At 67.7% G+C, this 13,286-nt stretch carries 14 protein-coding genes and 1 rRNA gene; 4 read left to right on the top strand and 11 right to left on the bottom strand.

Annotated elements, in window-relative coordinates; translation table 11 throughout:
* Positions 1-18: 18 nt before the first annotated feature.
* Genes F7O44_RS28815 through F7O44_RS28795 form a run of 5 tightly spaced genes read right to left on the bottom strand, consistent with a single transcriptional unit; the run spans position 19 to position 4,974 of the window.
* A complete protein-coding gene (locus F7O44_RS28815; RefSeq protein WP_162453791.1) occupies positions 19-1,056 on the bottom strand; it encodes a sialidase family protein in 1,038 nt (345 codons plus the stop codon).
* Positions 1,056-1,931 (bottom strand): dihydrodipicolinate synthase family protein, encoded by an 876-nt coding sequence (locus F7O44_RS28810; RefSeq protein ID WP_162453790.1) that lies wholly within the window; start codon positions 1,929-1,931, stop codon positions 1,056-1,058. The genes F7O44_RS28815 and F7O44_RS28810 overlap by 1 nt, the downstream gene beginning before the upstream one ends.
* Complete coding sequence (locus F7O44_RS28805; protein WP_162453789.1) at positions 1,931-3,424, bottom strand: tripartite tricarboxylate transporter permease; 1,494 nt, start codon at positions 3,422-3,424, stop codon at positions 1,931-1,933. Before F7O44_RS28805 ends, F7O44_RS28810 begins: the two co-directional genes overlap by 1 nt.
* Positions 3,421-3,993 (bottom strand): tripartite tricarboxylate transporter TctB family protein, encoded by a 573-nt coding sequence (locus tag F7O44_RS28800; protein WP_162453788.1) that lies wholly within the window; start codon positions 3,991-3,993, stop codon positions 3,421-3,423. The genes F7O44_RS28805 and F7O44_RS28800 overlap by 4 nt, the downstream gene beginning before the upstream one ends.
* A gap of 3 nt (positions 3,994-3,996) precedes the next feature.
* Positions 3,997-4,974, bottom strand: a complete 978-nt coding sequence (locus F7O44_RS28795; protein ID WP_162453787.1) for a tripartite tricarboxylate transporter substrate binding protein — start codon at positions 4,972-4,974, stop codon at positions 3,997-3,999.
* A gap of 363 nt (positions 4,975-5,337) precedes the next feature.
* Here F7O44_RS28795 and F7O44_RS28790 point away from each other — a divergent pair, with 363 nt between their 5' ends.
* Positions 5,338-6,312, top strand: a complete 975-nt coding sequence (locus F7O44_RS28790) for a LacI family DNA-binding transcriptional regulator (protein ID WP_162453786.1) — start codon at positions 5,338-5,340, stop codon at positions 6,310-6,312.
* 81 nt (positions 6,313-6,393) lie between these two features.
* Here F7O44_RS28790 and F7O44_RS28785 read toward each other — a convergent pair whose 3' ends face one another.
* Positions 6,394-7,311: a LysR substrate-binding domain-containing protein gene (locus F7O44_RS28785; RefSeq protein ID WP_162453785.1), complete on the bottom strand. Its 918-nt coding sequence runs from the start codon at positions 7,309-7,311 to the stop codon at positions 6,394-6,396.
* Positions 7,312-7,518: 207 nt separating this feature from the next.
* On the opposite strand from F7O44_RS28785, the gene F7O44_RS28780 reads away from it, so the two are divergent.
* From F7O44_RS28780 to F7O44_RS28770, 3 genes are read left to right on the top strand one after another with little or no spacing between them, the layout of a single operon-like run.
* On the top strand, positions 7,519-8,331 hold the full coding sequence (locus F7O44_RS28780) for an LLM class flavin-dependent oxidoreductase (RefSeq protein ID WP_162453784.1): 813 nt from the start codon (positions 7,519-7,521) through the stop codon (positions 8,329-8,331).
* A gap of 12 nt (positions 8,332-8,343) precedes the next feature.
* A complete protein-coding gene (locus tag F7O44_RS28775) occupies positions 8,344-9,114 on the top strand; it encodes a class I SAM-dependent methyltransferase (protein WP_162453783.1) in 771 nt (256 codons plus the stop codon).
* 28 nt (positions 9,115-9,142) lie between these two features.
* Positions 9,143-9,784, top strand: coding sequence for an alpha/beta fold hydrolase (locus tag F7O44_RS28770; RefSeq protein WP_162453782.1), 642 nt, complete (start codon positions 9,143-9,145; stop codon positions 9,782-9,784).
* 106 nt (positions 9,785-9,890) lie between these two features.
* On the opposite strand, the gene F7O44_RS28765 is transcribed toward F7O44_RS28770, so the two are convergent.
* From F7O44_RS28765 to rrf, 5 genes are all read right to left on the bottom strand, one after another.
* On the bottom strand, positions 9,891-10,937 hold the full coding sequence (locus F7O44_RS28765) for an HAD-IIA family hydrolase (RefSeq protein ID WP_222851803.1): 1,047 nt from the start codon (positions 10,935-10,937) through the stop codon (positions 9,891-9,893).
* Positions 10,938-11,122: 185 nt separating this feature from the next.
* Entirely contained in the window at positions 11,123-11,545 is a 423-nt protein-coding gene (locus F7O44_RS28760) for a single-stranded DNA-binding protein (RefSeq protein ID WP_162453780.1), read from the bottom strand.
* Between the two features lie 371 nt (positions 11,546-11,916).
* Positions 11,917-12,609, bottom strand: coding sequence for a hypothetical protein (locus F7O44_RS28755; protein WP_162453779.1), 693 nt, complete (start codon positions 12,607-12,609; stop codon positions 11,917-11,919).
* On the bottom strand, positions 12,606-13,025 hold the full coding sequence (locus tag F7O44_RS28750; protein WP_162453778.1) for a hypothetical protein: 420 nt from the start codon (positions 13,023-13,025) through the stop codon (positions 12,606-12,608). Before F7O44_RS28750 ends, F7O44_RS28755 begins: the two co-directional genes overlap by 4 nt.
* A gap of 183 nt (positions 13,026-13,208) precedes the next feature.
* Positions 13,209-13,286, bottom strand: a 5S ribosomal RNA gene (rrf, locus tag F7O44_RS32400); the annotation flags it as partial.

Here is a 13,286-nt window from a genome sequence, read left to right as displayed (position 1 = left end):
GCGGTGCTGAGGTCGAGGTCACAGATTGGTCAGGTGGGCGAACGCGATGCCTCGGCGTTGCCAGGTGTAGACGACGGCGACGCCACCGCCGTACGGAATCACGGCCGGGTAAGAGAACTCGGCAACGCCGTCGGTGACGACGCCGGTGGGCTCGCCCACGATCTGATGCGTGGGCGCGGGAGCGTCCTCGAGCGTGCGCACCCGGCGCCACGTGTGGCCGTCGTCGGCGGAGATGGATACGACCAGCGGGGTCCGCGCGCCCCACGCCTGCCCGACCGGATTATGAACGACGACGACGCGTCCATCCGCCAGCCGGACGGCGTCCAAGCCGCTGTTGTTGCTGGGTAGCCCGGTGGGCAGCACCGGCGACCAACTACGCCCGCCGTCTACGGAGTCCGAGCGGCACACCCAGCCGTTGGTGCTGCGCAGCAACGCATGCACATGGCCGGGCGCGGATTCCCACAGGGTTGGCTGGATCACGCCCTGCCCGGCGTGGGCTTCGTGATCGAGTGGCAGGAACGTGCGCTGCCAGGTGCGCCCATCGTCGTTCGAGCGGTCGACGAACGCGTCCCACCACTCCCCTTCCGTCGACCCCGGCGCCAGCCAGTCCCCATTGGACAGCACGATGGGTTTGTTCTTCACCGGTCCGCGCCCGCCCCGATCGCCGCCGACGAGCTCGCGCGCCGCGCTCCATGTCCGGCCGCCGTCGCCGGAGGTCATGACCATGGTGCGCCACGCCGGGATCGGCGAACCCACCTTGTAGAACAGGAGCAACTGCCCGGCCGCGGTGAACAGGACCGGATTCCAGCACGGCTCACCGGGATGGGCGGCCACCCGCTGCGGCGCTGACCAGGCCGAACCGTGTCCACGTGCCAGCCAGATCGACGAGTCAGGGGCGCCTTCGCGCTCGCCGGCGAACCAGGCGACGACGAGGTGCCCGCCGGCGTCGGCCACCGTCGGCGCATGACACTGCCGCCAGGCAGAGAAGTCCCGGACGACGAAACTACGCCAGTGGCCCGTCGCTGTCAGGCCCGCAGCCAGGGGCTCGGCGTCCATCAGGGGCTCAGCTCGCCCATCAGGGCGTGCAGATCCGCGCGGGTCGCGGCGTCCGGATCGTCCAGCGCGATCCGCCATGCTCCGCCGGGCAGGTTCAGCGCGTCGAGCGCGACCTTCATGGCCGGGATGCCGTACGACAGCCCGGCGACGACGCGCGCGGCCACGGCGCCCAGTTCCATCTCCTGCTGTGCATCACCGTCCGCGACGGCAGCGGCGAGGGCCACGAACACCTGCGGGAAGACGTTGGAGCAGCCCGAGACCACGCCGGTTGCGCCCAGCCGGTGCATCTCACCCAGCTCGCCGTCGTTGCCCGACCAGAACTCGAAGCCGTCCGGCAGATGCGCCAGCATCGTCTCGGCGACGGCGGCGCTCTCCCCGCTGACCTTGACACCAACCAGACCGGGTATGGCCGCGATCTCGCCGAGCAGCTCCGGCTCGACCACGGTGTTTGTCAGCCCGTGGAACAGATATGCGTATACCGGAGCGCCGTCGGCCGCGTCGACGACGCGCCGGTAGTAGTCGAGCACGGCTTTCCTGCCGGCCGGCAGGAAATACGGTGTGATCGCGGCCAGCCGCCGGGCCCCGGCCCGGGTGGCGGCTCGGGTGAGTGCCTCCGCTTGACGTGCCGAGGCGGCACCGACATGCGCGACGACCTGATCCGGCGGGAAGACGTCCAAGACTGCCCGCACCGTGTCGAGGCGCTCCTGATCAGTCAGGGCGACGAACTCACCGGTGGTTCCAGCGGCGAACACCCCGTCGACACCCGCGTCTCGGACTCTGGCCGCCAACGTGCGCACGGCTTGCAGATCAACCGAACCGTCCGGTCCGAACGGCGTTGTCAAAGCGGTCAGGACCTGGGGTTGAGGGCGGTTCATCAGTATTGAGCCTCTTTCGTTTCTTTCGTTCGGGTGCGGTATCGGCGCAGTGCCGGACCGGCCAGCGCGGCCAGGCTCAGCAGCAGGAGGACCATGGCGATCGGACTGGTGAGGATCTGCTCTACGCCACCGATGGTCAAGGCCCGTCGCAGATTGCCCTCAGCCAGGGCACCCAGCAGCAATCCGAGCACCACCGGACCGGCCGGCACCCCGAATCGTTTGAACGCCAGCCCGACGACGCCCGCCGCGAGCATGACGATCACGTCGAAGACGTTGTTCGACGTCGCGTAGGTACCGACGACGCAGAAGATCAGAATGGTGGGCCACAGATATGACTTGGGCACGTCCAGCAGCTTCACCATCCCACGCATCCGGATCAGGCTCACCAGCAGCGCGAGCACGGTGGCGATCACCATCAGGGCGGCGATCGTGACCACCAGGTCCGGGTTCCGGTCGAACAACGACGGACCAGGCTGGATCCCCCAGATCATCATCGAGCCGATCATGACGGCCATGACGGCGTCGCCCGGTATGCCGAGGGCCATCGTGGTTGTCAGCGAGCCTCCGAAGGTCGCATTGCTGGCGGTGTCCGCAGCGGTGATTCCCTCGATCGACCCTTTGCCGTACTCTTCCGGCTTCTTCGACAGCCTGCGCGCGCGGTCCCAGCCCACGATCCCGGCGATGTCGCCGCCGGCCGCGGGCACCGCGCCAACCACCATGCCGACGCCGCTGCCCACCGCCACCGGCTTGATCAACCGCTTCGACTCGGCCCGCGTCGGCCACCACCGGCCGAACTGCTTGATGGGCCGTGCCGTCGCCGAGTGGTGAGTCAGCATTTGATCGAGAATTTCGGCGATGCCGAACAACCCGATGATCACCGGAATGAACGGCACGCCGGAGCTCAAGTCGTTGATGCCGAAGGTGAAGCGGGAATCACCAGTGATCGGGTCCCGCCCCACGGTGGCCAGGGCGAGCCCGAACACACCGGCCAGCAACCCTTTGGCGATGCTGGCCCCCGAGACTCCGACCATCATCGTCAGCCCGAAGACCACTAGCGCGAACAGCTCGGCCGGACCGAAGTTCAACGCGAACGCGGCCACTGGAACAGCGGCGACGAGGAACAGGCCCATGCTGACGATGCTGCCGATGGCCGAGCCGAACGCCGAGACAGTCAAGGCCAGGCCGGCCTGGCCTTGCCTGGCCATCGGGTAGCCGTCGAACGTCGTGGCAATCGACGCCGGCGTACCGGGTGTGTTGATCAGGATGGCCGGTACCCGGTCCCCGAAGTTGGCCGCGACGTAGATGGTCAGCAGGACGGCGAGCCCTTGGACCGGCTCGAGCGTCAACGTGAAACCCGCCGCCAGCGCCACGGCCATACTCGCCGTCACGCCAGGAAAGGCGCCGACGAGCATGCCCAGCGCCAGGCCGAGCCCGATGAACATGAAGACACTGGGATCCGCCAGCGCGGAGAGCCCATCGACGACGGCGTTCACAGCGGCACCCTCAACCCCACGTCGAACAAGACATAGATCAGCCCGGTGACAGCCACCGGATAGATGACCAGCGCGACGATCCCGCGCGCCCCGTACAGCACTGCCAGCGCGATCAGCAGAGCGACGGTGCAGATCCGGAAGTCGACGTGCTGCCACGCCACGACATAGCCGGCCACCAGCGCCAGCGACGCCACGACCCGGACGGCGCCTGCCCGGCTGGCCGGCTCGTTGCCCGACTCCCGCACGGGCCTCGTCAGGGTCTGAGCGAACAGCGCAACCGCGAGCACCACCGCGGATGCGCCGAGCACCTGCGGCCACCATCGCGGATCGATTCCGCCGACGTTGACCCGCAGTTCGATGTTGCCGCCGAGCACCAGCAGCGCTAGACCGCCGGCCAGGCCAACCGCGGCGACGGTCAGTTCGCGAACCTTCCGCGTTGGCCCCATCGACTGGCGGTCCGGGGCGTCGCCCGAAGCGCCCGGCTCCTCACTCGCTCCGAGATGCCGGCCGACGACACCAGCTACCGCTGGCCCCTCAGGCCCTGTTCCAGGAGCGGATCTCTGGTTCATCTGTCAGTCAATCAGTCCGGCGAAGCGCTCGTACTCGTCGTCGACGAAGGAGGTGAACTCCTCCGGCGAGCGGTACGTCGGGATGGCACCGAAAGACTCGATCGTCTCGACGAAGCCGTCCGCCGACGCGCCAGTCTCGATGGCCGCTGCGAGCGTGTCCCGTACCGAGTCGGGCAGCCCGTCGGGCGCACCGATGCCGCCCCAGCCGCCGAACACGACGTCGTGGCCGAGTTCCTGGGCTGTCGGGACGTCAGGCAGACTATCGATCTCCTCGTCGTGCAGCACGGCAAGCACACGAAGAGTTCCTTCGGCATGCGGTTGGGAAGACTCCGCCACTCCAGCCACCACCGCATCGATCTGACCACCCATGGCCGCGGCGACGGCGTCCGCGCCTCCGTCGAAGGGGACCGGGTTGAACTCGACTCCGGCCGCATCTCCCAGGCCGAATGTGGCCGCTTCCCAGATCGAGCCGGGACCCGAGTTGCCGACGCTGATCTGTCCTGGGTTCTCGCCGGCAGCGGCCAGCAGCTCATCCAGTGTCTCGTAAGGGCTGTCACCCGGCACGGCGATGGAGCCGGGGCCGTTCATGATCTGGCCGAGCAAGTCGTAGTTCTCAGGTTGCACGTCGAAGCCCAGGTGGTCGAGCATCGCAACCTCAACCGGGAGGAAGCCGATCGTGTACCCGTCCGGGTTCTGGTCGGCCACGAACTGCATCGCGGTGGATCCGGACGCTCCCGGCCGGTTCTCCACTACCACGCTCTGGCCGAGTTCTTCCTCGAGCTCGTTCGCGAGTGCCCGGGCGGAAAGGTCGGAGCCTCCCCCGGCGGCCGCTTGCACGATGAGCCGTATCTCGCTGGTCGGGAAGTCGGGGTCGTCGGCTCCCCCGTTGCCGTCGTCCCCACACGCTGCCAGAACGAGGCCGGCAGCCGATATTAGAGCGAGTCCGGTACCGCGACGCCAATGCTGACGGGTGATCTTCATCGAGATCGTACCTCCTGCGGTCACTGAATGTAAACGATTACGCGAGATGTTAAGAGTGTTGGGCGCTGAGGTCAATGGTCTGTGAACGGAAACCGACATGGAGCACAAGAGAATTGGCTATTGAGCTGGACTTATGCCTCATAAAACAGCTACCAGCAATGGCGCTCACGGAATGTAAACGTTATGATCTGGTCATCGGACGCAGGATGTGGGGGTGGAGACCTTGAGACCGAGCTACCGCCGGGCGACTGGGTACGGTCATGGCGTGGTCAGCCGGTGGCTACAGTCATCGTTGCGTGATTGGTCCGCCTTACCGCGTGCGGCCTCGGCCGCTCGACCAGCTCAAACCCCAGGAGTAGCGCGTTGGTAACCATCCGTGACGTCGCGGCCCGCGCCGGTGTTTCCACGGCGACGGTCTCGCGTGTTCTCAACGACGACCAGCGGGTACGGCCCGAAACCTCACAACGGGTGCTCGACGCCGTCAGCGCGCTCAACTACGTACCCAACTCTTTGGGCCGCAGCCTCCGCCAGCAGCGCTCCGCGTTGTGGGCATTGATCATCGCCGACATCGAGAATCCTTTCCTCACCAGCGTCACCCGCGGTGTGGAAGACGTCGCCCAGTCGGCCGGATACTCGGTGCTGCTGTGCAACAGCGACGAGAATCCGGACAAAGAACAGCAATACCTCGACATCGCCGAGCAGAGTCGTGTCACTGGCGTACTGATCACCCCCACGTCTCCCGCGGTTGATGTCCACCGGCTGCTCACCAGCGGGGTGCCGGTGGTAGCGCTCGACCGGCCGGTACGTGGCCCGAAATCGATCGACGCCGTGCTGGTCGATTCACGCGGTGCCGCCCGCGCGGCCGTCGAGCACCTCGTCGCCGCCGGACATCGGCGCATCGCATGTATCACCGGGCCGCAGCGAGTCTTCACGGCTGCCGAACGCGCCCTGGGGTACCGGGAGGCTCTCCAGGACGCCGGTATCGAGCCGGACCCCGGCCTGCTCCATTACGCGGACTTCAAGATTGCCGGAGCGCGCGACGCAGCACGCGAAGTCCTCAAATCCGGTGATCTGGAGGCGCTGCTGGTCACCAACAGCCTGATGGCGGTCGGAGTCCTCGAGGTGATCGCCGAGCAAGGGCTCACCATCGGATCCGACATCGACATCGTCGCCTTTGACGACGCGCCGTGGACCGGTCTGCTGTCGGCCTCGATCTCGGTGGTTCGCCAGCCCGCCTATGAACTCGGCCGTGCAGCAGGCGAGCTACTACTCGACAAACTCACCAACGCCGGCCAGGCGGCCCGCACCATCATGCTGAACGCCACGCTGATCGATTAGACGAACGTGCACGTAGTGGGGGTCAGCCGGTTCGCGTGCAGGGTGGTGGCCTTGCCCCGGACGAACGCAACCGGCTAGACGTCACGGACCGGCAGCCTGCGACGCGAACTCGGCCGCCAGCTCGGCCGCGACCTCAGCTGCGATCTCCATGGCCCGGCCGGCAAGTGGCGAGTGAACACGCCCGGCCCGCCAGTGCAGGTAGATCTCCCGTGACGGCAGGGACGGGCGCAGCTCGTGGACGCGGAGCCGGTCGTCGGACGAGACATCGGCTCCCCGGATGGCGAGCCAGGGCAGCACCGCCGATCCCATGCCGGCTCGCACCATCGACAACAGGGCGTCGTTGACCGCGGTGCGGAACACGACCTGCGGCCGGGCGCCGCTGCGCTCTACTGCCTGCTCCATCAGAAGCTGGTCGCAAATCAGCGGCCAGGCCACCATCGGCACGCCGTCCAGGCGCTCCAGCGGGACCGGACCGTCGGGGAAAGCGCCTGCGGGAGCCACCAGCAGATACGGATCGTCGAGCAGCTTCAAGTGCTCGACGTCGCCGTCGAGGCGGCCGTCGTAGAACAGCAAGTCAAGATCACCGATCTGCGGCTGATCTGGTTCTTCCTCGGACAACCTGATGTCGCAGCCAGGCTGTTCGTCCCGCAGCCGGCGTACAACTGATGGCAGGATCACGTTGGACACACTCTGAAACGTGCCGATATCGATCCGGCCGTCGCCCGCGTGGAACCGGTCCACGGCATCCGCCAGAGTTTCGGCCTTCGCCAGCAGTTCACGGCCATGCTCGAGGACGACGGCGCCGAGCGGGGTGAGCCGCACACGCTTGGGGCCGCCCGGCCGGTCGAACACTTGGCCGCCGACGGCCCTCTCCAACGCGGCGACCTGTTGGCTCACCGTCGACTGGGTGTACCCGAGACGGGCGGCTGCCCGACCGAATGAACCCTCCTCGGCGATGGCAGCCATCGCGGCAAGGTGGCGCAGCTCGACGTCGGTCACAACAGCCAGCGTAGTCAATACATTGACCTAGACGATCGACTTGATCGGAAATTATCGCTTTTCACGATGCCTCTGGCAGCTTAGCGTGCCTGATATGACCAATCACCCGCTCACGGCGGACAAGTCCTCGAGGTCAACACACTCGAAATGTGCGCCGCGACCTTCGGCGACCGTGCGGCACCGGCGATACACCGACGGAGGCCACCTATGAACCGGCTGCGGTCGGCGCTGTGGCTGCCGCTGTTCGAGGACCTCGCCGACCCGCGGGTCATCGCGCGCCTTGCCGCCGAAGCGGAGGAACGCGGCTGGGACGGCTGCTTCGTGTGGGATCAGCTGTGCTGGCGGCCACCGGTCCGGCACGTCGCCGACCCGTGGATCGCGCTGGCGGCAATCGCCACCTCGACTGAGCGGATGCGGCTCGGCCCGATGGTCTCACCGCTACCCCGCCGCAGGCCCACCAAGGTTGCGCGGGAGACCGCGTCATTGGATCGGCTCAGCGACGGCCGTCTCACCCTCGGCGTCGGCATCGGTAGCGACCGGTTCGCCGGTGAGCTGTCCAGGACAGGCGAATCGCCCGACGACCGGCGGCGCGGACGCATGCTCGACGAGGCATTGGCGATCCTGGCCGCGGCCTGGACCGGAGATCCGGTGAGCCATCGCGGCGAGCACTACACCGTCGACGACATCACGTTCCTGCCCAGGCCGGTTCAACGGCCCGGCGTGCCGGTGTGGGCCGCCGGGTTCCCGGGTAATCTCAAGCCGATCCGCCGGGCGGCGCGGCTCGACGGCTTCTTCCCGGCCAATCTCGAGCACCCGGAGCAGCTCGGCGAGATCGCCGATGCCCTCGCCGAGGTGCGCCGCGGCGAAATGGCCTCGTACGACATCGCCGTCAGCCTGCCGCCAGGTGTCGACCCCGAGCCGTACGCGAAGGCCGGCGCGACGTGGTGGCTGCCCGACCTCGAGCCGGGTGTACGTCTCGACACCGTACGTGGCGTGCTCCGCGACGGACCAGTGGCTTAGGAGGCGGTCACGATGTTCGACTACGACGCCGAGCTCCGGCACTATCACCAACGGCTGTGGGACGTCCTCGACATCCGGCAGGGTGATCGTGTCCTCGACATCGGCTGTGGCGCGGGCCAGACCACCCGGGACGCGGCCCGAGCCGCATCGACGGGAACCGCCCTCGGCATCGACATCTCCGGGCCGATGCTGGCGCGAGCCCGCCGACAGGCCGAGGCCGAGGAGCTCGGCAATGCCAGCTTCGTGCACGCCGATGCCCAGACCCATGTATTCCCGGGCGAGCATTTCAGTCTCGGCATCAGCCGGTTCGGCACGATGTTCTTCTCCGACCCGGTCGCCGCGTTCGCCAACATCGGGCGAGCCCTGCGTCCGGGCTCGGCCTTCACACAGCTCGTCTGGCAGGCCGGCGACCGCCAAGAGTGGGATAGCGCGATCCGGGTCGCACTCACCGGCGATCGCGCGTCGTCGATGCCTGCCGCAGCGGCCGGCTCAGCCTTCTCTCTGGCCGATCCTGGCGTCGTGGCGGGTGTTCTGAGCGCGGCAGGCTTCACGGCGGTGAATTTCGTCGATGTGTGCGAGCCGGTCTATTACGGCCCGGATGCCGACCAGGCGTGTGCTGCAGTCCTCCAGCTGTGGAAGGCGACGGAGCTGGTCACCGGCCTGGATCCCGCGTGCGCCCAGCGCGCATTCGATCGGCTCCGGGCGACTCTCGCCGCGCATGACACCGGCGGCGGTGTGTGGTTCGAATCCCGCGCCTGGCTGATCACCGCGCGCCGGCTGTGACCGCCCTTCTGCCTGCTAGCCTGCCCCGGTGACGACATTCGCACTCATCCACGGCGGTGGCGGCAGCGCCTGGGACTGGCACCTGATCGCCGCCGAACTGAGCAAGGCCGGACACGAACCGATCGCCGTCGACCTGCCTTGCGAAGACGAGTCGGCCGGCTGGACGGAGTACGTCGACGCTGTCGTGCAGGCGACCGGCACCCGCGGTGACGTCGTCGTTGTGGGCCACTCGCTGGGTGGGTTCACCGCCCCGCTGGTGTGCGAACGCATTCCGGTCGACCTGCTCGTCCTGGTGGCGGCGATGATTCCCGCGCCCGGCGAGGCCTTCGCTGACTGGTGGGCGAACACCGCCCACCAGGAAAGCGGCGACGACGACGTCTTCTATCACGACGTATCCCCCGACATTGCCGCCGAAGCGCGGCGCAGGGAGCGAGACGAGGCGTCAAGGGCCCTGCGAGAGCCCTGGCCGCTCGACGCCTGGCCGGACACACCAACCCGTTACTTGCTGTGCCGCGAGGATCGGATGTTCCCGGCGCCGTGGGCGCGGCGGCATGCTCAGCAGCGGCTGGGGATCGACGCCGACGAGATGGCCGGCGGGCACTACGTCGCCCTGAGCCGCCCGCGCGAGCTGGCCGGCAAGCTGATGACATACGCCGCCGCGGCTCGGTGACAACGAGCATCGCCTAGGCCGACTCCCGGCCTGCGGATCCAGAAGCAGTCCACCATCGCGATGCAACAGCTCGCGCATGCGCCGTACTGCGCGTATCAGTCGCGCGCTATCGGGCGAACAACGACGCTAGCGCGGCATCCACCGACGGGCGGTCCAGGTCACCTTCCTCCGCCCACGCAGCGCCGCAGGCGGCCCGCAACGCGTCCAGCCGGGTTGTGTCGTCGGCCGCATGCCTCGGGCCGGTCAGCAGCAGGCGCCCGCGCGTGACCTCCGCGCGCCATTCGCCGACCGTCTGCAGCCCAGCTGTCACTGCCAGCGCCGAAGCCGGCTCGTGAAGCGCACGGAGATCATGCCCGATGTGGGTGGGACGCAGGCCCGGCCGTGCGAGCACTACCTCCTGTGCCGACGTGACCCCGGTGAGCACCAAGAGGCTGTCTGCACCTGCCCGGGTGGCACCTTCGATGTCAGTGTCCAGCCGGTCGCCGACGACGAGAGGGCGCCGCGCGCCAGTACGCAACATGGCCTCACGATGCATCGGAGGCTCAGGCTTGCCGGCAGCTATCGGCTCCCGCCCAGTGGCAGTTCTGACCACATCCACCAAGGCCCCGTTGCCGGGGGCAATTCCATGCGGTGTCGGCACGGTGCGATCAAGGTTGCTGGCCACCCACAACAACCCACTGGCCACCGCGTACGACGCTTCGGCCAGTGTTCGCCAGCCGACGTCCGGGCCAAAACCCTGAACAACGGCGACCGGCTCCTCCGCTAAAGACCTCACCGGGACCAGCTCCTGCCCGCGTAGCGCTGCGAACAGCCCCTCGCCACCGATCACCAGCACCTTCGCGTTCGCGGGCACCCGCTCCGCCAGAAGGCGCGCCGCTGCCTGGGCCGACGTGACGACCTCATGCTCGAATGCTTCGATGCCGAGTTCGGTCAAGTGCGCGGACACCACGCCGGGCGGCCGCGAGGCGTTGTTGGTGACAAATGCCAGGCGCATGCCCTCAGCTCGCGCGGCTTTCAGCGAGGTGGCTGCATGCTCCACAGGATCAGGGCCGATGTACACCACACCATCAAGATCCAGCAAGGCGACGTCATAGATCCGGGCGACGACATCGCCGCCCTCGGGCTCGGTCTCCACTGGTACCAGTTCAGTCACACCAACCATCCTCCCGCACGGCACTCGCCCCATTGCATGCGACTCCGGGCTGCCCAATCCATCTCCCGCACGGTGCCATCCCTACGTGCGGCACCTGGCCGGACCCATCTGACTTCGCTGGTGATCGGCGCCGGACCAATGACCACAAACCAGAGCAGGCTCTGGTCCAGCGTCACCGTCGACGCCTAAACCCCGCTTACACCGCCGCCGCCCTTGAGTGGTACGACGTCGGCGTCCGTGCCGGGCGAATCTTGGTTCGCCTCGCCCGTCAGCAGCGTCGCCCGCGTGACTTCCACCTCGTAGCGATTCCGGGGCCCCTCGGCTGAACGCCAGAACCTACGCCGCAGCGACCCGGTGACCTCCACGACGTCATCCTTCTCGACCATTTGCAACCAGTAGCGAGCCATAGGTGTCCACCCCACACAGGTCATGGTGTCCACACTGGCTCGGCGGCTACGGGCTGTCGCATCGGGCGGCCGCTCGACTACCAGCCGCACGCTGACCAGCTCGTCTCCGCTCGGCAAAACTCTCGCCTTCGGTTCCGCCGCGATGCGACCTACCAGCCGGATTTCGTTTCGATGCTCGAGCCGTTCGGACGGAACACCCATCGAGTCCACTCCCTCGGTAGACAACGAGAGCAAACGCTCCCGAGAACATGTCTCGACCATGTTCCGCCGTCGTCTCCCGCGCCCACCACCGGCAAAGTGGATCTGTGGACAACTCCGCCCCGGATTCAATCGCTCCTGTGGAAAAGCACCTACGCGGTGATCGTCAGTGACCTGTGGTCGTTCTCGGGTGATCGTCAGTGCGACGTGGCTGTACCAACGCGACCACAACGTACTGACGATCACCGCGAGGGTCAGCTGCGTCACATGATCGTCCCTCGTGCATCTGCCCCTTCGTTCACGGCTCAGATGCGCGCACAACCATGGGGCTCAAGACCGAGCGGCGGCAAATGCTCCCGCCGCGTCGGGACATGTCAGCTATTGCCGGCTGCTCGTTCGGCCGCGTCTGTCTCGTCTTCGATATCAGCCTCGGCCGCGCGCATGAACCAACGGCGCGATTCCTTCTCGCGCCCTGCTGCTTCCAGGGCGTCGGCGTAGGCGTACTGCAGACGCGCCACCCATCCAGCCTTCGCCTCAGCGCGAAGCTCCGGCACTTGCAGCAACGCCGCCGCCGCCGCGTGCTGGCCCATGTCCCGGCGAGCACCAGCGGCAACAATGAGCATCTCCATGCGGCTGGCCGTGTCCAGGCCAGTTACCGCTGGATCCGAAGCAAGGTCGAGAGCACGCTCGGGGCGGCCTTGACCGCGCTCACAGTCAGCCATCATCGGCAAGTACTCTGCTGAGCCGGTCATCCTGCGCGCCGCCCGCAGTTCAGCCAATGCCTCCGCGTAGCGTTCAGCCCGGTATGCGGCAATCCCCGCGGCTTCTCGAACCATGCCGATCCGTCCAGCGCGCCGGCGTGCGGCCAACGCGTGCTGGTACGCCGCCTCAGGATCTTCATCGAGCAGCCGTGCCGCCATCACCAAGTGCCGCGCCACCACCTTGGCCGCACCGGCTGACAGGCCACTGAGCTCGTCCAAGAGGTCGTCGTCGAGATCTTCCGGCGTTACATCTTCGTCGATCAACGGATCCGGGATCTGCGATGTGGCATCGGGCTGATCATTCACCTCATCGCGGCCAGGCGCAGGTCGCCCTCCGCCCGATCGGCTCCGGTCCGCGTCTCCACGACCGGCGCCCTGGCTTCGGCCCGACGTTCGACGCTCGTCGTCGCCGCGACCACGGCCACCGCCGCCACTGGGACCTCCACGCCCACCACCGGGCGGCCTACCACCACGCTCGTCGTCGCCGCGACCACGGCCACCGCCGCCACTGGGACCTCCACGCCCACCACCGGGCGGCCTACCACCACGCTCGTCGTCGCCACGACCACGGCCACCACCGGGGCCTCCGCGCCCGCCACCGGGCGGCCTACCACCACGCTCGTCGTCGCCACGACCACGGCCACCACCGGGGCCTCCGCGCCCGCCACCGGGCGGCCTACCACCACGCTCGCTGTCGCCACGACCACGGCCACCCGATCCACCGGAACTCCCCCGGCTCCCACCCCTGGCGTCGCCGGAGCGGTTACCCGGCCGTCCTTCGTCTCGCCGCTCAGCCATCCAGCTATCTCCCTTACCCGTGGGGTTGTCCCTTGGGTCCAATGATTGCAGATATGCCAAAGAGGGCCGCCCCGGGAATGGGGCGGCCCTCTTTGTGTGATGTTTATGTCCGGCGGCGTCCTACTCTCCCACCCCGTCTCCAGGGCAGTACCATCGGCGCTGAAGGGCTTAGCTTCCGGGTTCGG

The organism is Phytoactinopolyspora mesophila, from assembly GCF_010122465.1.
GTDB classification, from domain to species: domain Bacteria; phylum Actinomycetota; class Actinomycetes; order Jiangellales; family Jiangellaceae; genus Phytoactinopolyspora; species Phytoactinopolyspora mesophila.
The sequence above is the reverse complement of the archived record's forward strand: the minus strand, read 5'-3'. Positions and strand labels throughout refer to the sequence as shown.